The 22,715-nt window shown below is 50.0% G+C and carries 24 protein-coding genes; 4 read left to right on the top strand and 20 right to left on the bottom strand.

What is annotated here, in order from left to right; translation table 11 throughout:
- The first annotated feature begins 119 nt into the window (after positions 1 to 119).
- Positions 120 to 665, top strand: a complete 546-nt coding sequence (locus ACTL32_RS12440) for a TVP38/TMEM64 family protein (protein ID WP_441341777.1) — start codon at positions 120 to 122, stop codon at positions 663 to 665.
- Between the two features lie 55 nt (positions 666 to 720).
- On the opposite strand, the gene ACTL32_RS12435 is transcribed toward ACTL32_RS12440, so the two are convergent.
- The 5 genes from ACTL32_RS12435 to ACTL32_RS12415 form a co-directional block, all read right to left on the bottom strand.
- Positions 721 to 1,668, bottom strand: a complete 948-nt coding sequence (locus ACTL32_RS12435; protein ID WP_441341776.1) for a cation diffusion facilitator family transporter — start codon at positions 1,666 to 1,668, stop codon at positions 721 to 723.
- 98 nt (positions 1,669 to 1,766) lie between these two features.
- Positions 1,767 to 2,864, bottom strand: a complete 1,098-nt coding sequence (locus tag ACTL32_RS12430; protein ID WP_441341775.1) for a diguanylate cyclase — start codon at positions 2,862 to 2,864, stop codon at positions 1,767 to 1,769.
- Between the two features lie 175 nt (positions 2,865 to 3,039).
- Complete coding sequence (locus ACTL32_RS12425) at positions 3,040 to 3,630, bottom strand: class I SAM-dependent methyltransferase (protein WP_441341774.1); 591 nt, start codon at positions 3,628 to 3,630, stop codon at positions 3,040 to 3,042.
- Positions 3,631 to 3,654: 24 nt separating this feature from the next.
- Positions 3,655 to 4,017 carry a hypothetical protein gene (locus tag ACTL32_RS12420; RefSeq protein ID WP_441341773.1) on the bottom strand — a complete coding sequence of 121 codons (363 nt, stop codon included), beginning with the start codon at positions 4,015 to 4,017 and terminating at the stop codon, positions 3,655 to 3,657.
- Between the two features lie 104 nt (positions 4,018 to 4,121).
- Entirely contained in the window at positions 4,122 to 4,946 is an 825-nt protein-coding gene (locus ACTL32_RS12415; RefSeq protein WP_441341772.1) for a hypothetical protein, read from the bottom strand.
- A 149-nt stretch (positions 4,947 to 5,095) separates the two neighbouring features.
- On the opposite strand from ACTL32_RS12415, the gene ACTL32_RS12410 reads away from it, so the two are divergent.
- Positions 5,096 to 6,280 (top strand): MFS transporter, encoded by a 1,185-nt coding sequence (locus ACTL32_RS12410; protein WP_441341771.1) that lies wholly within the window; start codon positions 5,096 to 5,098, stop codon positions 6,278 to 6,280.
- A gap of 25 nt (positions 6,281 to 6,305) precedes the next feature.
- Here the strand turns inward: ACTL32_RS12410 and ACTL32_RS12405 are convergent, their stop codons facing one another.
- The 3 genes from ACTL32_RS12405 to ACTL32_RS12395 all read right to left on the bottom strand — a co-directional run bounded on the left by ACTL32_RS12405 (position 6,306) and on the right by ACTL32_RS12395 (position 8,666).
- Entirely contained in the window at positions 6,306 to 6,695 is a 390-nt protein-coding gene (locus ACTL32_RS12405) for a DUF4181 domain-containing protein (protein WP_441341770.1), read from the bottom strand.
- 135 nt (positions 6,696 to 6,830) lie between these two features.
- Positions 6,831 to 8,165, bottom strand: coding sequence for an FAD-dependent oxidoreductase (locus ACTL32_RS12400; RefSeq protein ID WP_441341769.1), 1,335 nt, complete (start codon positions 8,163 to 8,165; stop codon positions 6,831 to 6,833).
- 54 nt (positions 8,166 to 8,219) lie between these two features.
- Positions 8,220 to 8,666, bottom strand: coding sequence for a MarR family winged helix-turn-helix transcriptional regulator (locus ACTL32_RS12395; RefSeq protein WP_441341768.1), 447 nt, complete (start codon positions 8,664 to 8,666; stop codon positions 8,220 to 8,222).
- Between the two features lie 180 nt (positions 8,667 to 8,846).
- Here ACTL32_RS12395 and ACTL32_RS12390 point away from each other — a divergent pair, with 180 nt between their 5' ends.
- Complete coding sequence (locus ACTL32_RS12390; protein WP_441341767.1) at positions 8,847 to 9,194, top strand: rhodanese-like domain-containing protein; 348 nt, start codon at positions 8,847 to 8,849, stop codon at positions 9,192 to 9,194.
- Between the two features lie 6 nt (positions 9,195 to 9,200).
- Here the strand turns inward: ACTL32_RS12390 and ACTL32_RS12385 are convergent, their stop codons facing one another.
- The 12 genes from ACTL32_RS12385 to ACTL32_RS12330 all read right to left on the bottom strand — a co-directional run bounded on the left by ACTL32_RS12385 (position 9,201) and on the right by ACTL32_RS12330 (position 21,267).
- A complete protein-coding gene (locus ACTL32_RS12385) occupies positions 9,201 to 9,746 on the bottom strand; it encodes a sugar O-acetyltransferase (RefSeq protein ID WP_441341766.1) in 546 nt (181 codons plus the stop codon).
- Positions 9,743 to 11,308, bottom strand: a complete 1,566-nt coding sequence (locus ACTL32_RS12380; protein ID WP_441341765.1) for an AMP-binding protein — start codon at positions 11,306 to 11,308, stop codon at positions 9,743 to 9,745. Before ACTL32_RS12380 ends, ACTL32_RS12385 begins: the two co-directional genes overlap by 4 nt.
- Entirely contained in the window at positions 11,295 to 12,137 is an 843-nt protein-coding gene (locus ACTL32_RS12375) for an SDR family NAD(P)-dependent oxidoreductase (protein WP_441341764.1), read from the bottom strand. The genes ACTL32_RS12380 and ACTL32_RS12375 overlap by 14 nt, the downstream gene beginning before the upstream one ends.
- A 187-nt stretch (positions 12,138 to 12,324) precedes the next feature.
- Positions 12,325 to 13,284, bottom strand: coding sequence for a hypothetical protein (locus ACTL32_RS12370; RefSeq protein ID WP_441341763.1), 960 nt, complete (start codon positions 13,282 to 13,284; stop codon positions 12,325 to 12,327).
- A complete protein-coding gene (locus tag ACTL32_RS12365; RefSeq protein WP_441341762.1) occupies positions 13,284 to 14,510 on the bottom strand; it encodes a glycosyltransferase in 1,227 nt (408 codons plus the stop codon). The genes ACTL32_RS12370 and ACTL32_RS12365 overlap by 1 nt, the downstream gene beginning before the upstream one ends.
- The gene (locus ACTL32_RS12360) at positions 14,510 to 15,268 is read right to left on the bottom strand and encodes a hypothetical protein (RefSeq protein WP_441341761.1); all 759 of its coding nucleotides are present in this window, start codon (positions 15,266 to 15,268) and stop codon (positions 14,510 to 14,512) included. Before ACTL32_RS12360 ends, ACTL32_RS12365 begins: the two co-directional genes overlap by 1 nt.
- 221 nt (positions 15,269 to 15,489) lie before the next feature.
- On the bottom strand, positions 15,490 to 16,809 hold the full coding sequence (locus ACTL32_RS12355) for a DUF4179 domain-containing protein (RefSeq protein ID WP_441341760.1): 1,320 nt from the start codon (positions 16,807 to 16,809) through the stop codon (positions 15,490 to 15,492).
- Positions 16,802 to 17,317: a sigma-70 family RNA polymerase sigma factor gene (locus ACTL32_RS12350; RefSeq protein ID WP_441341759.1), complete on the bottom strand. Its 516-nt coding sequence runs from the start codon at positions 17,315 to 17,317 to the stop codon at positions 16,802 to 16,804. The genes ACTL32_RS12355 and ACTL32_RS12350 overlap by 8 nt, the downstream gene beginning before the upstream one ends.
- A gap of 325 nt (positions 17,318 to 17,642) precedes the next feature.
- The gene (locus tag ACTL32_RS12345; protein WP_441341758.1) at positions 17,643 to 18,248 is read right to left on the bottom strand and encodes an NADPH-dependent FMN reductase; all 606 of its coding nucleotides are present in this window, start codon (positions 18,246 to 18,248) and stop codon (positions 17,643 to 17,645) included.
- A 16-nt stretch (positions 18,249 to 18,264) separates the two neighbouring features.
- Positions 18,265 to 19,248 carry a ring-cleaving dioxygenase gene (locus ACTL32_RS12340; RefSeq protein WP_441341757.1) on the bottom strand — a complete coding sequence of 328 codons (984 nt, stop codon included), beginning with the start codon at positions 19,246 to 19,248 and terminating at the stop codon, positions 18,265 to 18,267.
- Positions 19,249 to 19,481: 233 nt separating this feature from the next.
- Entirely contained in the window at positions 19,482 to 20,501 is a 1,020-nt protein-coding gene (locus tag ACTL32_RS12335; protein WP_441341756.1) for a potassium channel family protein, read from the bottom strand.
- Between the two features lie 223 nt (positions 20,502 to 20,724).
- A complete protein-coding gene (locus ACTL32_RS12330) occupies positions 20,725 to 21,267 on the bottom strand; it encodes a GNAT family N-acetyltransferase (RefSeq protein WP_441341755.1) in 543 nt (180 codons plus the stop codon).
- A 152-nt stretch (positions 21,268 to 21,419) separates the two neighbouring features.
- Here ACTL32_RS12330 and ACTL32_RS12325 point away from each other — a divergent pair, with 152 nt between their 5' ends.
- Positions 21,420 to 22,658, top strand: coding sequence for a serpin family protein (locus tag ACTL32_RS12325; protein ID WP_441341754.1), 1,239 nt, complete (start codon positions 21,420 to 21,422; stop codon positions 22,656 to 22,658).
- Positions 22,659 to 22,715: the final 57 nt, after the last annotated feature.

Here is a 22,715-nt window from a genome sequence, read left to right as displayed (position 1 = left end):
CCATTTATCGATACGGCGCAATGCAGGGAACCTGGAATTTCAATAAAAAATAAATACCATATTTGCTATAAAATATAAACTCACTAAAAGATACGATAAAGAGTCTTAGGAGGCCTTTAATGACGGAAATATTCATCACACTTGGGGGATTCTTGCTGCTTCTTGCCGCAAACATTTTATCCGGGGCACTCGGATTTATTCCAAGTTTTATCATGACCGCGGTGAACATTAAAAATTTCGGCCTCCAAGGCGGCGCCGCACTGACCCTGCTCGGGGAAATCTTTGGGGCTTTGGCTGGTTTCCATCTGTACCGGTTTGGATTCTCCAAGGCAGCGTCCTCTTGGCAGCGCCATCGCTTCTGGAACTTCTGGCATGGGCAACCTGACAGCCGGGTGTTTAAAGCCGTTATATTGATGCGGCTCTTGCCATTTGTGCCGTCCGGCCTTGTGACAGCTGGGGCGGCGCTGACGAACATCCGCGCCTGGCCGTTCATGGCCGCGAGCACCATCGGCAAGGTTCCGGCGGTCTTTCTTGAACTGGCTGCTGTCTACGGCTTTGTTCAGGTGGCCCCTCCCGTTCTCCAGTATGCCGCTTTTGGCGCTGTGCTCATCTTTATCGCATGGACGTGGCACAAGCGCCGGCTGGAAACGATTGAAACTGAATAAAAAACAAGAAAATCCTCCAGGGCTCGTACAGGCGCCGGAGGATTTTTCTCTCGTTCTAATGGTGTTCATGGTGGTGCAGCTCTTCTAGCTGCCCGCTGTTTTGGCAGATCGCCGCTTCGGAATGGGGGTGTTCTTGGTTTTCCAATTGAATGGTGACATGCCCGATTTTCTGTTCTGCCATAGCCTCTTCAATCTGCCTTAGCAGAGGCTGGCATTCATCGAACGAGATGCCTTTTTCCACCACGACGTGACCCGACATCGCGTTCTGGCCGCTCGTGATGCTCCAGATATGCAAATCATGGACATTCGCGATTCCTGGAATCGCTTCGATTGCCCCAATCACCTGATTGATTTCCACGTTTCTGGGCGTGCCTTCCATCAAGACATGGATGGCTTCCCTAGTGACTCGCCAACCGCTTAGGAGCACCAGAACAGCAACGGCGATGCTTGCAAGCGGGTCTGCCAGGCTCCAGCCGAAAAACAAGATCAGCAACGCTGCTATGATGGCACCGACAGATCCGAGCATATCGCTCAGGACATGAAGAAAAGCTGCCCGGAGGTTCAAATTCTCCCGGGTGTCTCCTCCCCTCATCAAGATCCACGCCACCAGCAGATTGACTGCTAATCCCACCACCGCTATGGCCAGCATCCCTTCTGACGCTACTTCCGGCGGATCCCAAAAACGCTGGAACGCTTCGTAGAAGATGTAAAGCGAGATGAGCACCAGCGTAGCACCGTTAAAAACAGCTGCCAGAATTTCAAAGCGTTTATAGCCATACGTTTTTGAATAATCCGCCGCCCGTTCCCCGAGCGTGAAAGCGAGGACGCCTACGCCTAAAGAGACCGAATCGCTCAGCATATGGCCGGCATCTGCTAGAAGCGCAAGACTATTGGTCAACCAGCCGCCGATTGCTTCGACTGCCATGAAAAGCGTTGTAATGAGAAACGCGATTTTCAAAGTTCTTTTATTCTTGCCATGTGAATGATTGTGTCCATTTCCCAAAGGGTTCCCCTCCATGGCTTTTATTCAAATTTTACCACGGAAACAGCTTTTTTTAATAGAAAAAGGCAAAGGGGAAACTTCCCTTTGCCTTCGCAACGTTATGAAGCGGCCGCCTGGAAAATGGTCACCCGGTTTCTGCCTTGTCGTTTGGATTGGTACAGCGCATTGTCTGCTTCTTCAATCAGGTGGTCGAGCGGTTTGTGGCCATTCGAGAAGCTGATTCCCATGGAGACGGTCAGTTTCCCTTCCGGCTGCAGGGCTTCCCCGTCAAAATGGAAGTCCTCGATGTTCTGGCGGACGGACTCGGCCATTCGGAGAGCTTCGTGTGCAGTTTCCGGATCAGCGAAGCAAATAATGAACTCTTCTCCCCCGTACCTTGCGACAAAGTCTGTTTTCCGCGTCGAATCTTTCATGATCTGTGCGATGGACCGCAAGACCGCGTCCCCTTTTTGGTGCCCGTGCGTATCGTTGTAAACCTTGAAATAATCCACGTCGAGCATGACGATCGCCAGCGGTTCTTTTTGTGCCACCAAGCGGTTGACGTTATTTTTGAAAAAGCGGATATTCGGCAAATGTGTCATCGGATCCTGATTGGAGTAGAACTCCAGCTCTTTCCGCAGGATCAAATTGCGGTTTTCGCCGTTCAGGATGAGCGCCATCGAGAGGACCGCGATTGTCGCAAACAGGAACATCGCAATGATGATCAACGGCGTCGCCGGTGTTGTCACTAGCATCCAGACCGACTTGATGGTCTCAAAGACGAAGAAGCCGAGCATCATCCGCCGCAGGTTCAACAGGATGAACTGCTTTCCAATCGTTTTGCGGTCATGGAAAAGCGAACCGATAATTATCGGCAGAATGATGGCTTGGATGATGCCGAGCATGACGGTCGGCCCGCCCATATAGCCCCGGTAGGCGATCGGAAAAATTGCCGACAGGATGCCGAATTGCCAGCCGCCTGCAAAACTGATGAAATAAATCGGCACTTCCCGCAAATCGAGCCTCATGCCCTCAAAAGGAAAAGCATTATACATGATTGAAAAAGTCAAAAAGCTTACGAATAAGGAAATCATCCACATATCCCGGATCGGGTTCGTCAAGTCGATAAAAAGGGCTTCTTTTGCTCTCAAGCCCAAATACATAAGCGCGATAATCAAAGCCATGTTTTCCAAAAAGAAAAAAAGTAACGCGTCCATTCTTACAACTCCAATGCAATCTCTTCTTCAACAGTTTATCAGGAAACCAGAAAAAAGGAATCTCTTTTTACTAATAAATGGATGTTATGCAGGAGATTCTTCTTCTGATGTTGAAGACTCTGGCATGGCCGCAGAAACGCGTCTTATTGTGCCTCGCAGCACGACTGGCTGTTCATTATGCATTGATGCACTCGATTTTCTGAAAAAGCCCTTTATAAAGAGGGGTGACTTCGACAACCGCCAGCCCTGATTCCCGGATCAGCTTAAGTGTATTCCGGTTCAGCTGGCAGCCGCCGGCCACTTTTTCCCACAAGGGAGTCAGCACATCCTGCAGCATAGCTGCCTGCTTATTGTCGACCCGGACATGTTCAAAGAAATGGATGCGCGCACCGGGCTTGCTGACCCGCCGGATTTCCTGCAGCGCTTTTTCCGGTTCCAGGATCGTGCAGAAAACAAGGGTCGCCACCACCTCATCAAACACATTATCTGCAAAAGGCAGCCCTTCCGCTTTTGCTTCATACGTCCGGATGGGAACTTTCGCTCCTTTGGCACGCATGATCGACGCTTCCCGCATAGCGGGGTCGGGCTCAATGGCATGGACAACATCCGCCCTTTCGTAAAGCGGGAAGTTGGCGCCCGTGCCCGAGCCGATTTCCAAAACAACGCCGGCTGCCTTTCCGGCGATTGATTTCCGGATCCGCTGGATACGGGATTTTTCCAAAGGTTTCATTCCCAAGTCATACAAGCGCGGCTTCAATCCGGCCATGTTTTCCACCTCTTTCCCAATTTTTTAGAGATATTGTTCTTGGAGCGCCATCTGAAATTTCGGCTTGAATGAACATGCGAGCGTATGGATGTAACTTTCCGACCGGCCGTGATGAATACGGATCATCGCCGCCTCCTGCGGTTCTTCAACGATTTCAATTTTCTCCACAGACCGGAGCTTTAATTGCAGCACGGACTGCTGTTCTTTTATAGCTGCTACTTCCAGCACAAACTCATTGTAAAAAGGGGATATGACCACTTTGAACGATTCGATGCCATTATCGAACCGGAATGTTGCTGTGTCCAAGGCGAACTCGACGGTTTCGTCTTTCCGTTCAGGCGGTGCACCAAAAAATGCGGCTAACTCTGTTTCGTTCGGCGTTTCCATATAATCTCTCCTAGCTCCAGGTATTTGAGCAGTATTGAACGACTCTTGATCAGCCCGAGGCAGACCCGTGACAAACTGCCATTTCTAGCATCTTACCGGTATACTTAAGTGTCGAATAAAGTCCCTTCAAGGGCGGCCACATACCGTTCTGCAGATTGCTGCACCGCTTCGTCCGCACGGTCCGGAATCCTCCGGTTAAAGGCATCATACATCCGGTTGAACGGCACACCTTTCATGTAGGCAGCGATCCGCTGGACCGTTTGGGACGGGAGCGGAATAAAATTGGGGTAGCTGTACATGAATGTCACCCATTTTGGATCGCCCACGACACGGATGATGTCGCCGGCAAACACCACGCCTTTTCCGCTGTCCCCGTTCTGCCAATGCGCAATTGCAGCTCCTTTGAAGTGGCCGCCGATGCGGTGGAGCGTGACGCCTTCATGGAGTTCCAAACGGTCTCCTGACCAAAAGACGATGCGCTCACTCATCCGCACCACCCACCGCCGGTCGTCTTCATGGATATAGATTTTTGCATCGAACGCTTCCGCCCATTCCACCTGCGTGGAATAATAATGCGGATGGGACAGGGCTATCGCATCCACCCCGCCTATGGCTTTGATTTCTTCAATCGTTGCCGGATCCAGATACGTGACGCAATCCCATAACAGATTGAACCCTTCCGCTTTTGCCAAATAAGCTGTCTGTCCAATGGCAAATTTCGGTGTGGTGCGGATGCTGTATAGCCCTTCCTCTTCAGGATGGATGGCATTGATCCAATTGCCGTTTTCGAGCATCTCTTCCAGCGTGGTCCAGGTTTGGCCTTCGGGATTGATGTATTGGCGCTCCTCGTTGCAGATTGTGCATTCCGGAGGAGCTTTCTCGGACAAGCCATACTGGACTCCGCATGTTTCACAGATAAAATATTCCATTGCTTTCTCTCCTTTATCTGGCTTTTTTTCGCATGTTCTCGCTCTCGGGAAACCGGTTAGATGCTTTTGTGTAAAATGATGCAAAAAAAATTGTAATGAAAAGAAAAAGTTCATCTATAATATTATGTATCTAAAGGAGGTGTGCCGTTATGATTACAAGGAAAACCGTTTTGCTCCTGGGTTTTTCGCAGCTGATCTGCTGGGGAATCTCCTATTACTTGATCGCCGCTTTCGGGGAACGGATTGCAGAAGACCTCGGCTGGAGCGGCACGCTCGTGTATGGCGGTTTTTCTGCAGCACTGGTCGTCATGGCCATCACGTCGCCGGCAACCGGCAGGCTGATTGATGCTCACGGCGGCCGGTTGGTCATGGCTTCCGGATCCGTATTAATGGCGGCGGGTTGCCTCGGCATCGCCTTTTCGCATTCGATTGCGGTCTATTACGTTTCATGGGTGATTCTCGGAATCGCGATGCGCCTGACTCTCTACGATGCAGCTTTTGCAGCCTTGGCCCGAATCGGCGGTGCAGGCGCGAAGCGGCCGATTTCCCAAATTACGCTTCTTGGCGGACTCGCTTCTACCGTCTTTTGGCCAATCGGCTTTTTTCTGGCCGATGCTTTCGGCTGGCGGCAGGCCCTTTTGGTGTACGCCCTTTTTGCGCTATTGACCGTGCCGCTCCATTTGGCCATCCCTCAAGTGAAATTTGCGGAACCTCGGCATGAAGGCGGCGCGGGTCCGGCACCCCGTCAAGCCCCAGCAAAAGAAGGGCGTGAGCTGGCAATTGCCGGCGCTGTCTACGCATTCATTTTCATGGTGCTGAACTTCCTCAATTCCGGCATGTCTGTCCACATGATCAATATTTTGGCAGGGCTTGGCATTGCTGCAGCGGTCTCTGTCTGGGCATCGACTTTACGCGGCATCGGCCAGTCTTTGGCCCGAGTATGCGAAGTGCTTTTCGGAGCGCGCATCCATCCGTTCACCTTGACCATCTTCGCTTCTGCCATTTTGCCGTTCTGCTTCATCCTCGGCATCGCCAGCGGAAAAGCGGTCCTGGCGGCATTCATCTTCGCTTTTTTGTTCGGTGCAGGCAACGGATTGCTGACCATTTCCCGCGGCACTTTGCCGCTCGTGCTTTTCGACCATCAGACTTACGGAGTGTTCGTCGGCAAATTGCTGATTCCGAGTTTTCTGTTGTCGGCTGCATCCCCGATTGTCTACACCATGATCATCGAAAAATGGGGCGAGGCCGCTTCCTTAGGGTTCTCCGCATTGCTGGCGCTCCTGGTTTTTGCCGCTTCGGTCTATCTGAAAAGAAGGTTTCCTATCGCAGATTGAACGAAGCCTTTCCCCTCCTGAAGAGTCAGCTTACTTCACTCATTATAATCAAAAACACGGCCGCTATCACAGCGGAATCGAGCAGTTCATAATAATACGCTTTGGCTTTCCGGTTGGTCATCCACTCCTCGGCCGCATGGACAATCCCAAGCAGGAATAACAAGCCGAATAAAGGCGTAGCTGGATTCAAAGCAGCCGCTTTTTCCGCTCCTTCCTCAGCACTCAAATCAAACATTGCAGCGATTAAAAGGATCAGAATGATGCCGTCTATCAACATGAACCCTTTTTTCCGGTCCTGGGGGAATATGCCGATCCTTCTTGGCTTGATGCCCAGCTTTTTGTTCAAATAGAAATAGCTGATTGCTGCATAAATTATCAGCGTAAGGAGCAGCCCGGTAATAATAGATCCGCTCAATTCATCCCTCCATTGCTCATTCGGTTCTCTTTACCTTATTCCCCGTGCGGCTCTTTTTTCCTGCCAAATGAAAAAAGCCCGGGGAAAGACCCCTGGGCTGAGCTTAAGTTAAATGTTAGTCAACTGATTGCGCCATTAACAGCAAGCGGTTGCTGCAGGGCTCCGGCTTATGCTGCAGACGCCGGTTTCCGGCAGTTCCAGCTCCACTTTCTGTGAAGCTTCGAGGTCGCCCGAGAGATAAGCGACGATTGAACGGACTTGTTCGTAGCCGGTAGCCATCAGGAATGTCGGTGCACGACCATAGCTTTTCATGCCGGCAATATAGAAGTTCTTTTCCGGCTGCCGCAGCTCGCGTTCCCCGTGCGGGCGGACCGTGCCGCAACTGTGCAGGTTCGGATCGATCAACGGCGCGAGCGCTGCAGTGCTTTCCGTCACCGGGTCGATGTCCAGGCGGATTTCACTCAATATCGAGAAGTCCGGCCGGCTTCCTGCATTGACAAAGAGTTTGTCGATTGCAGGGATCACAAAGCGTTCGCCTTTCCATTCCCCTTCGATGGAAAGCACTTCCCCGCTTCTTTGGACCTGTTCGATCCGGAACGGGGTGTAGACGTCCACTTTTCCTGAATCCACAAGCTCATGGATGCGGGCGCCGAGCTGCCCACGCGCTTCCAGCGCATCTTTTTCTTCTCCGCCATAGGCTTCTTCAACCCGTTTTTTCCGCAGAATCCAGCTGATTTTAATCCCTTCCAGTTCCGAAAGCTCCAATATCGTGTTGATTGCGGAATGGCCGCCTCCGGCTACGGCGATGTGCTTGCCGCTGAAACTCTCCCCTGAGAAGGTTTGAATGTCCGCTATATTGTAGACGATTTTGTCTTGCAGCTCTTTTTCCTGCTGCGTCCAGATTCCTGAAGCGTTTGCCGGATTCGGCTGGTTCCATTTCCCGCTTGTGTCGATTACCGCTTTCGCTTCGATGCGCTCCACCAAGCCGGCTTTCCCTTTAATCAGGACAATAAACGGCATGCTGCTGCGTTCGCCATTCTTCATTTTGTCGTGGCCTTTTTTGCCGACGCCCAACACCTTGGCATTGGTCCGGATGAACGGTTCGAGTTCAGGCACTCTTGCCAACGGGAGGAGATAGGAGCCAACCAGCTCATTCCCGGTCGGCAGCCTGTCTGCATCCGGTGCAGTCCACCCTGACTTTTCGAGCAGTCCCTGTGCAGCTTTATCAATGTTGAATCGCCAAGGCGAGAACAGCCTGACGTGGCCCCATTGGCTGACGTTGTGGCCGATGGCCGGCCCGGCTTCCAGCACCATGAAGCGCTGGCCCGCTTTGGCCAGGTGGGCAGCTGCCGCCAGCCCTACCGGACCTCCGCCAATGACAATGACCGGCAGATTCGATTCCGCTTTTTTCGGCAATTCGAAATGGACTGGTACAGAAACCGTTGAACAGCAAGAAGTTTGATTTTCCATTTTTATTCCCTCCTGTTTGATTACTTGATAATTGCAACTATTAATTGGATAGATTTAAAAGATCGGTTTGCAGCAAACGCTCGATTTGGCCATCGCTTCATTGAGCAGCTTTAACGAACGCATGACCGTTTCCTGTTCGAATGCATTCATCCCCGAAAAGATCTCGTCCAGGTGCGCTTCCATTTCCCGGCCGATTTTACGGGCTGCTGCCTGGCCAGTTTCGGTCAGCGCCAAAACATAGATCCGGCGGTCTGCAGCAGAAGGCGTTTTTGTCACCAACTGCATCTTAATTAGGTTTTGCACTTGCCGGCTGAATGTCGAGATATCCGTGCCGAGCGATTCAGCAATTTCCTGCATCGAAGGCGATTCCCGCTTTTCAATTTCATAGAGGATCTGGCTTTGGTTCATGCTAATGTCCAACTCGTCCGCTTCACAACAATTGCGGTTCAGCAATCCGAACCGCTTGAACAAACTTTGGAACACTTCTCTTTTTTCGTTCATGTCGATCACCTCAATAACAGTGTATTCTTATTACTTGCAAAATGCAACTAATAATTTGAATGTTTTTTATTTTTTATTCTTATCCTACTTTCATATGGACAAGCAATAGCCATTTCCCTCTGTTTCTCCGCGAAGTATACTAGGGTTAAGCAATCATTTTAGAAAAAGGAGTGGAAGAATATGAACTTGCTGAATCTTTTCCGAAAGCCGGCCGGATTGAAGGAAGTAAAACCTGCAGCGCTACAGCAAAAAATAGATGATGCTGAGAAGCCCGTCCTCATTGATGTCCGAACAGGGATGGAATACACTGCCGGGCATATCCACGGTGCGCGGTCCTTTCCACTCGGCAAAGAGACGGTCGCCGCCAAAGGGCTGAACCCGGACACCCCCGTCGTTTTGATCTGCAAAACCGGCCACCGGAGCCAAGCTGCTGCCCATACCCTTGCCAAAATGGGGTTCCGTGACCTCTCGCATCTTTCAGGCGGTATGGACCGGTGGAAAAAAGAAAAGCTTCCGCTCGAAAAGTGAGGGAAGCTACTCGATCATTTTGATGATCCGTGCCGGATTTCCGCCGACCAAGGCGTTGTCCGGCACGTTTTTGGTGACGACGGCGCCAGCTGCCACCACCGCGTTATGGCCGATGGTCACACCGGGGGCAATGACGCAATTTCCGCCAAGCCAGACGTTGTCCCCGATCACCACCGGTTTGCCGTATTCCAATCCGGAATTGCGGGTTTTTGCGTCCAAGGGATGCGTTGCTGTATAAATGCAGACGCGCGGCCCCATCATGCAATTGTCTCCGATGGTCACCTTGCAGACGTCCAAAATGATGCAGTCGTAATTCGCAAAGAAGTTTTCGCCGACTTCGATATTGAAGCCGTAATCGCAATTGAAGGTCGGCTTGACAGTGAAGTTTTCACCCGTTCCGGCAAAAAGCTCTTTCAACAGAACACTTCTGTCCTCCACCAGCTCCCGGTTGAACTCTGACAGCACATGCCGGGCGTGCCGGTGAAGGGCTGTAAGTTCTTCGTCCTTTGCATCATACAGCCTGCCCTCCAGCATTTTCTCCTTTTCTGTCATCCCTGATCCACTTCCTTTCTTTGTCCGGTTCCCTTCAAAACCTTCCGGTCCAATTTGCCGATGTCCGTGTAAGGAAGCTCGCTGACAAATTCAACTGATCGCGGCAACTGGTATGTCGCAAGCATCGGCCGCAGCCATTCTACTACCGCGGCCTGATCCAGCGTGGACCCTTCGGTTTTTTGGATGAACGCTTTCACAATTGCGCCATACCGCTCTTCAGGGACGCCGACCACAGCCGCATCTTTGATGGACGGATGGGCAAGCAGAGCCTGCTCGATTTCGGCCGGATAGATGTTGACGCCTCCCGAAATGATCAGGTCATCCGTTCTTCCGGCTAAATAATAATAGCCCTTTCCGTCCCGCCAGCCAAGATCGCCCGTTTGGATCCAGCGGCTTTTGCGGTTGTTCATCGACCAGCCATTTCGCACGCATAATTGGCCGATTTCGCCAGGTTTTCTAACATTTCCATTTTCAAGGACCGCCATTTGAGTCCCCCGGATGCTTTTGCCGACAGTGGCAGGGTTATAGGCCAAGTCTTGTGGACCGGCAATAAGATTCAACCCCGCTTCCGATGTTCCGTATAAATTGAACAGCACGTCCCCAAGCGAATCTGCCACTCCTTTGGCGAGTCGCGGATTCAGAACCGCCCCTCCGGAAGCGATGCATTTCAATGTCCCCAATTTTTCCGGTCCTGCCTCCAGCATTTCCCCTATCATCACCGGCACTACCGTAATGACGTCTACAGCGTGCCGGTGGACCAGTGTGCAGGCTGTCGCTGCATCGAAGCGCTCAGCGATAACCACTTTTTTCCCGAGCGCCAGCACCGTGAGCAGGATGGCGATGCCGTATCCGTGGAAAATCGGCGTGGCAATATAAGCAGCTCCCCTTTTTTGGAGCTCGAGTTTTTCCATCAATTCAGAGAAAGGATTCAAGTAATGGAACAGTGATGGCCGGTGCACCGCTTCCTTCGGTTTTCCGGTTGTGCCGCCCGTCAACAGGACAATGCGGCTTGCCGATGCCCTTTTCAAGTGCGCGGAGCCTTTCCATTCTTCCTTCGCCAATCCTTCCGCTGACAGCAGATCGGAATGCCTGCTCACCAATGTCTTTTTCCCATAAGGCGACCCGTGGACAAGGGCTTGGAATTCCGCATCGTAGATCAACAGGTCAAACGCATGTTCAGCCGCCAGCGCATCGAACTGCCGCTGGCTCATATCCGGATTCAATAAATAGAGGCTTGAGCCGGTCCGTGAAGCGGCAAAAAGCGCTTGGATCATCACTGCATGGTTGCGGCAAAGAAAAGCCGTTTTGGCTCCCTTTCCCAACCCGAATCTTTCACTAAGCCCGTAGGCCAAGGTTTCACTGCGCCGCTTTAATTGGCTGTACGTCAGGCTTTCTCCTCCGGCGATTAAAGCGGTTTTATTTCCGTAAACCAGAGCGGCCATTGTCAATAACAGCATGATATTGATGCCGTCTCGCCAGACCGACCCGATAAACCGCAAGAAGCCTTTTGGCGACAGAAAACCGATTTTGCGCATCACTTTCAGGAGATCAATCGCGGCCATGGGCATTCCCTCCTTGTGCCGATGCCGGCGCATGCCGGACAAAAACCGATGCCGCTCCGGCAGCAAGCATCCACCACGGCCGGACCGTGCGCTTCTGCGTATACAGTGTTCTAGCAATGAGACCGGCTGCGTGGGGCGCAGTTAATGCCGGTGCGTTCCGATAGTTCCGGGTCGGTTCGATCATCGGCGTCCGGACCAGCGGCAAATAAACGCTCGAAACCGCAATGCCTCGTTGCTTCAGCTCCGGTGCGGCTGAGCGGAGCCACGTGTCAAACGCCGCTTTCGACGCCTGGTATGCCGCCCAGTCCGGCATGGGGGTCATCAATGCGTTGATTGTCGATACATTGATGATTTGCCCCTTGTTTTTCTCCAGAAGCGGAATGGCCGACAGGAGCAGCCGGACCGGCGCAAAATAATTGATTGCCATCGTCCGGCTGAAGTCATGCGGACGGTCCAGCGATTGGAAGATGGTGCGGTTGATCGAAAGTCCTGCATTGCTGACCATAACATCGAGGCCTTCAGGCAGCGCATGGAGCCCGGCTGACACTTTTTCAAGTCCTGCATCTTCCCGCAAATCGGCCGGGATCACCGTCACTTTTGCAGCTTTAGGTGCTATTTCTTGCTGAAGGTCCGTTAGCAGCACTTCCCGGCGGGCCGTCAAGACAAGATGGACATCCGCATCCGCCAGCAAAAGAGCCAGTTCTTTGCCGATGCCCGAGCTTGCACCGGTGATCAGAATCGTTTTTCCGTGCAAATGTTTATAAAGGCGTTCCAGATTACAGGGGATTGCGGGAAACATTGCGGCATCCAGCCATTTGCCCGATTTCATATCAATCATTCCTTTTTGGCAATTCCGCCATTTTTCAATGGAGCTTTTTACAATATCTTACTGATACCAGTGTAACATTCATCCCAATGCGGTTGGTTCATTATCTTTATTGGTATAACCGCTTTTTTCGCTATTCATTTTTTTCCGGTCAAAATTTAAAAAGGAATGAAGGCTGCCTTCGGCGTCCTCATTCCTCCGTTCTATGTTTTTGCAGCATGAGCTGGTAATGGATGTAATCGAAAAAATGGGATTTTTCCAGCAGGTCATCTGTAGCCAGTTTCTCTGCGTACCTGAATACTTCATCTGCCGGTCCCGTTTCGCCGATTGCCTGAAAATAGTCGTACAGGTAATAATAGACCGCCAGCGATTCATACCCCACAGCCGGTTCGGATGATTCGCGGCTATACCTTCCGTACAGCTTTTTCTCCGACTTCCACTCTTCGGCCAGCCATCTGTCGAACTCGGATGACTTCACACCAATTTTTGCCCGATTTAGCGCGATTAGCAATTGATCGATCATGTGGATCTCTGCCGCTTGAACAAAGGATTTTTTATTGTAATCGTAGTATTCCGGGAAAAAAACCGGCTCGCCGTCAGCCTTGCGCAAAAGGTCCAAAGTTTCTTCCGGGACTGATTTCCCATCGATCAAATAACTGAGTGTTATGCGTTCTGCCGGCAGTTCCAATTCCCAATCGTAGAAATCATGCAGATAGCCATCCCTTGTCTGCTTTCGGGCTATCGACTCCTCAAGCCTGTCAGCGGTCAAGGCATAGTCCTCGTTTCCGAACTTTTCACTAGCGGCTTCCATGGCGCCGATAATCCGCAAGTCATCGATCAGCGCATTTACTTGCGTGCCTTCAACCAGCTGCCAGCGGATAAAAACATCGTCTTCTTTCCTAGCTGCAAAATGACGTTCAAGCTTTTCCGCTTGCTGCCCGAATGCCTCCGCCTCTTCTTCTTTCACCAAGTATTCCATATACAGCCCGATGCTTTCGGATAAATACCCGGAGCCTTCATCATGAGCATAAGAGCGGATCAGACCTTCTTCGTCCATAAAATCTTTTACAGTTGTCTTATGCGTGGGTTCGATGCCGCACCCTCCTAACAGAACGAGCAATGCCGACAGGCAAAGCATGTTTTTCTTCATCAGCCTACGCCTTTAAAGCGCTTTGTTTTATCCCAGCTGATGGCCTGCCCTTTGAACCGGCTCCAAAAATAAAGCGCAAAGCTCCGCAGCAGGAGGATGATGAACAATTGGGCATAGGTGAAATACATAACGAAGACAAGGGCAACATTCTTCGGCGAGACGTTTTTGTCCACGACCAGTGCGCTTAATAATTGGGTCGTGTAGACAAAATAGCTCATAAACCAAAGCATCAGCATTGGGACTTCCGCTTGCGGCAGCTCCTGCCCTGTGAGGCCCATGATGAAGAAGATATCAGAAAACAGCAGGACGACGACAAACACCAAGTAAGTCAAAACATGCTGCAACGACAGGAAAAATGTCTTGCCTTTCCAGTGGCCAAGTTCGCTCAGTGATTTCTCAAGCAGATAGATATTGCCCGTCAGCCACCGTGTGCGTTGTTTGATGAACGTCCGGAACTGTTCCGGCTCCTGTTCCCAGGTGCGGGATTCGGGCACGACCGGCAGAACATAGCCAGCTGCCGACAGCCGCACCGTCAATTCTGCATCCTCCGCGAGCGCATGTTCATCATAGCCGCCCAGCTCTTCGATGATGGATCTTTTCAACAGCATATTGGTGCCTGCCAATGACCCGAGCTTCAAGAAGGCCCACCTGCCGCATTGCATCAGCAATTGGAACACTTGAAATTCCAAGGCGATCATGCTGGTCAATAAATTGGCATCTGCATTTTTCGTTTTGACATAACCTACCGCACCTGCTGCATTTTTCACCGCGACAGCTGCTTCCACCAATTTTTCTACCGCGTCCGGTTCTGGTTCATTGTCTGCGTCGTAGACGACAAAATACTCCGAATCGGAAATGCCGAGCCCGTAATTCAGGACACGCGATTTGCCGGACAGTTTTCCAGCCGGTACAGGAATGTAATGGATCTTTGAAAACACCTCTGCAAATTCTTTGGCGATCGCTGCCGTGCCGTCCCGTGAATTATCATCGAGCAAAAAGATATCCATCTGTCCTTTATAGCGAAGCCGCCCCATGGCACGGAGTGTATTCTCAAGGACGATCTCCTCATTGCGCGCCGGCACCAGAACGGCAACGCTCGGGTAATTTTCCAGAGCCTGGACTGGCTTTGAAGAAACCCGGTACCAGACACCGGAAACAGTCAGTACCGAATAAAATAAAAGAAGCAGCCAGAAGAAACCCATGATGATCATCATAAGGGCCATCATCACGCTTCACCCATCAGTCTGGCCAATTGTTTCACATCGGCCACACGTCCCTTTTCTGTCGTAAATGGCGGCTCTTGGAATGCCACATCCTTCTGCGCTTTTTCCCAAAACCGTTCCAATACTCTTTCCACGCCCTGGGCATGGGTGTTTTTCAGCAGCAAAAAGATGATTCCGCTGTCGCTGGTGACCAGATCGAATTTATGGCGGATGGTCCGGAGAGCGGCTGTTTCGAACATTTCCAGCAGGTTTTCTTTGGTCCGGCGATTCGGATAGGCTAAATTGATTTTCAAAAGCCAGGCTTCCTCTCCGTTCCGCTCACTGGCTTTCAGGAGCCAAGTCGCTTGTTCTTTGAATTCGGCAACCGTAAGGACCTGAGTTTTCCCGTTGTATTTTTGCAGCAATTGCACTTGGGCCTTCAATTCACTGTTTTCATAACCGGTATTTTTAAGGATGTTCAACAGGATCCAGAACAACAGAAGAAAGGCTGTGAATAGCAGGTGGCTGTACATATACTGAACCTGTGTGGCCGATTCAAGATTTTGGTTGAATGCCTCTGCCGTCAAAAACGCACCCAAAACCAACGCTACGATGACCGCATACAAAAAAACGAACCGTTCATGCAGCAGCGTCATCAAGAGCAGCGATAATGCGCCCATCGCCAAGGTGATTTGGTAATACGGAAACTGAAAATACATGATCGCCCATCCGCTTGCCAGCATTCCTAAAAGAATCAAAGAAAAAACGACGTTTTTAGCCATCAAAAGAGCCCCCTTTTGTTGTTCAAATTTTTACCCAATATAAAACAAATATTTATTGTAAATATACTATAACCGTGCCAACAAGACTAGATAAATATTCACATATTTTTAATTCCGTTTTTCACGATATGACATTACACCCAACCTGCACATCATAAATTGTATTTTTAGCAAGCAAAAAGCAGGCGTAGCCCAGTTTTGGCCAGCCTGCTCTGTAATGATCACCGTTCCAACTCAATGTCTCCTTCTCCTGTGATATAAGAAGGATAAGCAAAAAGTTTCATTTTTATCGGGTTTTTATACTGAACATTCTCAAGTTCAATCAACCATTCGCGCTCATTGTTTTCCTTGAAAGCCATGGATTCAGAAGATACGTGAAGCTTCTTGCCATCAGCATCAACAATTTCTGAAATCAACCCGTAATTGAATTCCTTCTCCGGCAACCCATTCAGGACAAATCGGACGGTTTTCTTGTCCGCTTCCGCCAAATTCAGCTGTCCGTCACTCGGGCTCCGCAGCAGCTGCTGTTTTTCCACGTCGACAAGCAATGAGGCCTCTCCCTTATCGACAGCCTGCAGTTCGTTGAACCGGAGGTGCAGTTCTTCCGGCTCTTTAAAATAATTGCTCTGCAGATAGTAGACCATCTTTTCGCCAGGCTCGCCGTGGCTGCTTCTGCCATTCCTTGCCGAACCCCAGATTTCCCCATTCTCATCTTCCAGGCGCAGATCTTCAATATGAAGAATCTTTTTTGAATTGGCTGGATCAAAAGAGATCACCACTTCTGTGCGGAGTGGGTGGATCGTCACTTCATGGATGGTCATTTTTTGCGATTCGATTTCGACGTTTTCATTCAGCACGAATTTCTGGCCTTGCCGGACATTTTCACTGAGTTCGAATGGCACCGCAAACTGCGCACTTTTTCCTTTCACGCCTACATCCAATTTGAAGGTGAAGTCCAACTCCTCAAATCGGATCGGATTCTCGAAATGGAACGCGACATAATCGCTGTATTCGCTTCCTGCCGCTTCGCCTGCCCCCATGGAAATGCTGCTGGGCGGAATGGGCGTCTTGTTTTCGATTTCGGCCTTGCCGAGGGCTAATCCCTCCAAGGGTTCATCGGAACTGATTTTGTAGTAGATGTTCATTCCCGATTCATCCAAAATTACCCCTTCGATGGCAAGCGTCAGCCCGTCTATGGTTTGTGAGGCTTCGATTTCCTGGTAAAAGTCGTTCTCGATAATGGAGGCAAGCCCTTTATCGTTCCGGATCATCTCAACAATTCCGGCAACGCCCGGAATCCCAGAAACCGTCTGTGCAAAAGCGGGCGATGCCCGTATCGTCGAAACGAGCACGATCATGGCGATGGCTGCAGCTGTCAGACTCCAAAAACTGCGCTTTGCCAATACCCGTCTTTTCTGCTGCTCCTTTTTGGCTTTCCGGATTCCCGAAGCTATGGCGTCATCTGCTCCATCCAACGGCAAATGGACCTCTTCAATTTCCTTCCGGTAGGCTGCCAGCTGTTGTTCTTCCCGCTCAAACATGGTCCGCCGCCTCCTTTTCAGTAAAATGGCCGCGCAAAGTCCGCAGCGTTTTATGGAGCCGCGATTTCACGGTTCCTTCCGGAATGTTTTCCATGGCTGCAATGTCTTTGATTTTGACGTCCTGAAAATACTTCAGGTGAATCAGCTGCTGTTCAGCTGATGGCAGGCAGCTGAGCGCCTCCGAAATCTCAAGCCGGTCAGGCATATCGCTTCCCGCCTCTTTATGCGCTTCTCCGAACACCAGCCGCCTGTTTTTTTTCAAATAATCGTTACAGTAATTCATCATGATGCGGATCAGCCAGGTTTTCAGATAATCCGGCTGCTTGACCGTATGTATTTTCTTATACGCCCGGTACGTCACTTCCTGGAGCGCTTCGAGCGCATCATGCTCATTTTTCAAAAAAGCCAACGCTGTCCGCAGCAGCGCTTCTTTATGCAAGTGCATCAATGCCAGGAAGGCTTCATCATTTCCGGCAATTGCCCTTCGGTTCAGCTCATGTTCATCCATTCTGCCACCTCAATTTCCCTGTTCTTATACATTAGACCCTCGGCTTCCGAAAAAGTTCAACTCACTTTGGCAATAAATTAAAAAAGTACGTATTTTTATTTAAGTAACCCTTTCTTGGCAAACTCCGGAACCTGCCGGAGCATAAAATCTTCAATAAAAATTTTTTACTGCCCTGTCAAAAACGTTTTTTCTATATATTACCAATATTATCTGTATAGAGCCATGCTATATTTCTGCTGCCTTCGATAACGCAAAAAAAAAAGGCAAGGAGAGAAAAGCACCGGATGTCCGGCGCCTTGCTTTCCTTGCTGTTATTTCTGAAATTTTATCGGATGGTCTTCAATGCCTTAGACCACGGAATCACCTGGTCCAGCATTTGGTTGACTGAATCAGCCTGTACAGCTGCCGGTTTGAATTCCGCTCCGTTCACGAAGTCCGTGAACAGCGACAATGCCGGATGTACGCGGACGTCTGCGACTGACAGTTCCCCAAGGATGCCGCGCAGGTGTTCAGCTGCACGCGCTCCGCCGACAGAACCGTAAGATACGATGCCGGCTGCCTTGTTGTTCCATTCCGCACGCAAATAGTCGAGTGCGTTTTTCAGCGACCCCGTGATGGAGTGGTTGTATTCCTGTGTGATGAAGACAAAGCCGTCCTGTGAAGCGACCGCTTGCGACCAATCGGCAGCACCGCTCGCATCACCGCCGTTTTCGCCCAGGAGGGGCAATTTGTAATCAGCGATGTCAATGACCGTGTAGTTTGCGTCGCCGCGCTGGTCTGCCAATTCCTTGACCCATTCGCCGACTTGCGGGCTAAGGCGCCCTTCGCGTGTTGATCCCAAGATGATGCCGATGTTCAATTTTGTCATGTGTGTTTCCTCCTCTTGTTGTGGCTGTTGCTGAGTACCGAATAATTTACCGAAGAACCCCATATTGACTATCTCCTTTTTACAAATATTCTTTTTCGAATGTCCGTGTGCTTCGCACGGTATCGATCGGGCGTACCATGCCTTCGATCTGTGCACGTTTGGATTCCAAGAATGGCGGAAGTGATAATTTCTCACCGACTGTTTCGTAAGGTTCGTCTCCCATGAAGCCCGGACCGTCCGTAGCCCATTCAAACAAGATCCCCGGTGCCACCCGTGCGTAAAGCGATTCGAAGAAGAAGCGGTCCACATAGCCGGAAGTTCCGAAACCGGCTGCCTGCATATGGTCGATCCATTCATTCAAAGCATCTGTGTCTGCCACACGGAATGCCGCATGGTGTACAGTGCCGAACCCTTGGCGGCCAGCCGGCAAGACCGTATTGTATTCTACGATGACTTGGGCGCCGTTGCCGCCTTCGCCGACTTCAAATAGATGCAGTGAGCCTTCTTTTGCTGTTTCGCGCATCATCATCACTTTTTCCAAAACTTCTTTCAAGTAATCGAATTGAGCGATGCGGATATGGATCGGGCCAAGGCCGGTAATTGCAAATTCCAAAGGAACCGGCCCGTTCTGCCAAGGGGTGCCCGATGCCACGCCTTCATTGAATTCATCCGACACCAGCATGTATTGCTGGTCATCAAAATCGGTGAAGGACAGGGTTTTCTTGCCGAACAACTCCTGGATGCCTTTGTGCTTCACTTCGTATTTATCGAATCGCTTGACCCAATAATCCAATGCTGCATCTGTCGGCACCCGGAACGCTGTTTTGAAGATTTCATTCGTTCCGTGCACCCCTTTCTGGATGCCCGGAAAGTCGAAGAATGTCATATCGGTTCCAGCAGATCCCTTGTCATCTGCAAAAAACAGATGATATGTCTGGATATCGTCCTGATTGACCGTTTTCTTGACAAGCCGCATTCCCAGGACGTAAGTGAAAAACTCATAGTTTTTTTCTGCACTGCTGGTGATGGCAGTTACATGGTGGATCCCTTTGATTTCGTTCATTGAAATTCGCTCCTTTGAATGGCGATTTATATCTCGAATTCGAGATATATAGTTAAAAAATTTTAGGTCTTGCATTTGTTTTCCCTTTTAAATAATATCTTTAATTCGAGATAATCATAACATAGGTTTTTTAATGAAGTCAACCCTTCTGCTTTTTTCTCTTTTCGTACGTCTTTTTGAGCTGGAGGAAAGGACAGACGAAGCGCTACTTCGAGCTTTGCCTGTCCCCCGTTCTATTCCTTCAGTATTAAATTATTATAGGACGCTTCATCTGTGAGGATGTAAAGGCGGGCGCCAGGCGGGATCGGGTCATCCATCCTGCGGATGATCGTGAAATCTGAGCCGTCGGCAATCAGGTTGGCTCCTTGCTCGCGCAAGGCATCGAACGCTTCCCTGTACGTTCTCCATGAAGGTGCCGGCTTGATTTCCCAGATATTTTCCCCGTAGGTGTGATTCAGCATCTCCATAAACAGACGGGTCGATCCGTGGTGAAGCAATGCTTTGGCCATCAAATGCGGAAAGGCTTCATTGGAAAGGACAAACTCATTCACGCCCGCATGCTGGAACATGCCGATATGGTCCTGATGCGATATTTCCGCGATGGTGTAGATCTTTTTCTGATGTTCGATGGCATAGCGTTCAATGGCGGAAGCGATGAGCAGCGTCCGGCCGTCTTTTAATACATCGCTTGAGTTGTCCAGCGCAAAAACCGACACTGAGCGGGCATTGTCTATGCCGGCTTTCCGGAGCACTTTCTGGTCCGTCGGGTTGCCCTGGACATAATGGAATCGGTCATGCCGGAACGGCGCCTCCTGCACATGGTCGATCAGCACAACGTCCGTCTCGATATCCCGGCTCAATAAAATTTCTTCAATGGTTTTTTGGACGCTCTTCGACCAGCCGATGATGATGAAGTGGTCTTTTCCTGTGTAATCCAGTTTCCCTTCCATTTTAAGCCTCCCGAAATAAGTATAGAAATCCACGATTTTCCCAAGGATGATCCCGATCAATCCGATGCCGATCAGATACAGGACCATGCCATATACCATGCCTGGCAACGTCCTCGGGACATAGTCCCCGTAACCGATTGTGGTCACCGTTGTCATGACCCACCAAAACGCATTAAATGGCGTTTGGAAATTATCGGGCTCCAAAAAGTACATGATGAATGCACTGGCAAGGTAAAACAGAAACGTGAACAGCACCAATTTCGGGGTGTTGATCTTCACAATCTTTTTCATAATTTCAAACATGGCCCGTTCACCCCCTCCACTCAAGGCCGTTTTTTTCTATCTATATCCATGCCCCTTGCATCCCCTGCTTTAAACGTCGGATCTTGTTAATATGCAAGAACTTTACCGCTAAGAATGGGTTGGCTGTATGTAAACGTCCGCTGGGCAAAGGAGTAGGATGGAAGCCGAAGGTTATTAAAATATTTCATTCAATTTGGCCGATCGGAGCATACCTGGTTCGCAGCTAGCTGAACCTGCCCATTATAACCGTATGATGGAATTGCCCATCCGCTAATTTCTTGTCGTTTACAAGAAGGCCTTCTTTTTTGAATCTGAGTTTCTCATATAGGGAAATCGCTTTTAAATTTTGTTGGAGCACGTTCAAGGTGATTTTCCGTATGCCGGCCGCTTCACTCCAGGCGATGGTTTCATTCAATAGATTTTTTCCGATGCCATATCCCCAATATTCCTTTAAAATGCCCACGCCGAATTCCGCCTTGTGGGCGAACCTTTTTAACGAGTTTCCTTCACATCTTGAAAACCCTACGATTCTGCGATCAGCCAGCGCTACTAAGAACAGATTTTTTTCATTTCGCGAGTCCATGACAATCAATTCCTCAAAACCCGATTCATCGATAAACGCCTCCCCTCGTTCCCGATCCAGATATTGCGTTTCCCCGTCGATCTGCAGCCGTACTTCGGATAATTCTTTCGCATCTTGGTGCTCGGCTGTCCTGATCCGGTATGTTTTTCCGTTTTTCGTAAATTCCTGCATGATTGTATGCATTTTCGCTCCTCCTCTTCTTGGGCATTCCGAAAATAGAATGTTTTAATACGCTCATTGTATGGTATTTAGCGCTTTTTTAACCATTATTTTATAGAATATCTGTAACTTTTCCTTCTTTTTTCCAGTCTACTTTTTTAAAGGGGTGGAAATCCGTGAAAAAAATAGCAAAGCTCTTTATCCTTCTATCATTGCTCATCGCTTCAGCCTGCAGTTCTTCATCCGGCAATGGCAATCCCGGCATGGCAATAGCTGATGGCGTAGAATACGGCAAAAAAGATTACGAAAAGATATCCGGACCTAACAACCGTCTCGGCTTCAGGCTGATGGACGACCTCACCCAAACCGAAGACGGGAATACATTCATTTCGCCGCTCAGTTTGTACATGGCCCTTTCGATGGTCTATAACGGAGCGGCTGGCCCCACAAAAGATGAGCTTGCCAATGTGCTCGGCGCAGAAGGGATTCCCCCGGAAGAGATGAACCGTGCGAACGCTTCGCTTTCCATGCAATTTGCGGACCGTCCGGAAGGGATTGAATTGAATATCGCCAATTCGATCTGGACCAAAGAGGAATACCGCTTTCTGGACAGCTTTTCAGAAAGCAACAGGGATTATTACAATGCCCAAATCGAAGAAATCGATATTTCAGACCCGGCTTCAGCGGATCGGATCAACGATTGGGTGAGTGACGCGACAAACGGCAAAATCAAAAAAATGGCCGCCAAACCGCTCAGTCCGAATTTGGCAGCAATGCTTTTGAACGCCCTCTACTTCAAAGGGGATTGGCAGTACCCTTTTCCTGAAGGAGAAACAATAGATCAGCCTTTTACACAAAGCGACGGTTCAGTAACGGACGTGCCGCTCATGAACTTGCAGAGCCGGCTTCCTTATTTGGAAACGGATGACTTCCAGGCAGTGTCGCTGCCGTATGGAGACGGCGAAATGAGCATGAACATCTTCCTGCCAGCCCCCGGCACCGAACTTGATGAACTGGCGACTGGCCTGACGGAAGAAAAATGGGATCAGTGGATGAAAGGCTTCGAACCGAAGGACGGCACGCTGATGATCCCGAAGTTCAAGATGGAATACGAAGTGATTTTAAACGAGGCGTTATCGCGCCTCGGAATGGAAACGGCTTTCCGGAGTGCCGACTTGTCAAATATGTTTGAAACTTCGAGCGGCCTCTATATCAGTGAAGTCAAACAAAAAACGTTCATCGATGTTAATGAGAAAGGGACTGAAGCGGCCGCTGCCACTTCGGTTTCAGTGGCAGAATCAGAATCTGTTGACTCTTTCCGAATGATCGCCAACCGGCCGTTCTTTTTCACCATCACGGATTCAGAAACTGGGGTCATTCTTTTCATGGGGACGTTGGAAAACCCAGCTTCATGAAGGGGCAAAAAGGCTGCCTTTGCCGGCAGCCTTTTTGTTTGTTCCATGACATATTTT

Source organism: Planococcus sp. FY231025, assembly GCF_052078085.1.
In the GTDB taxonomy this organism is placed as follows: domain Bacteria; phylum Bacillota; class Bacilli; order Bacillales_A; family Planococcaceae; genus Planococcus.
Note: the sequence above shows the minus strand (reverse complement) of the source record. Positions and strands in the feature narration are given on the sequence as shown.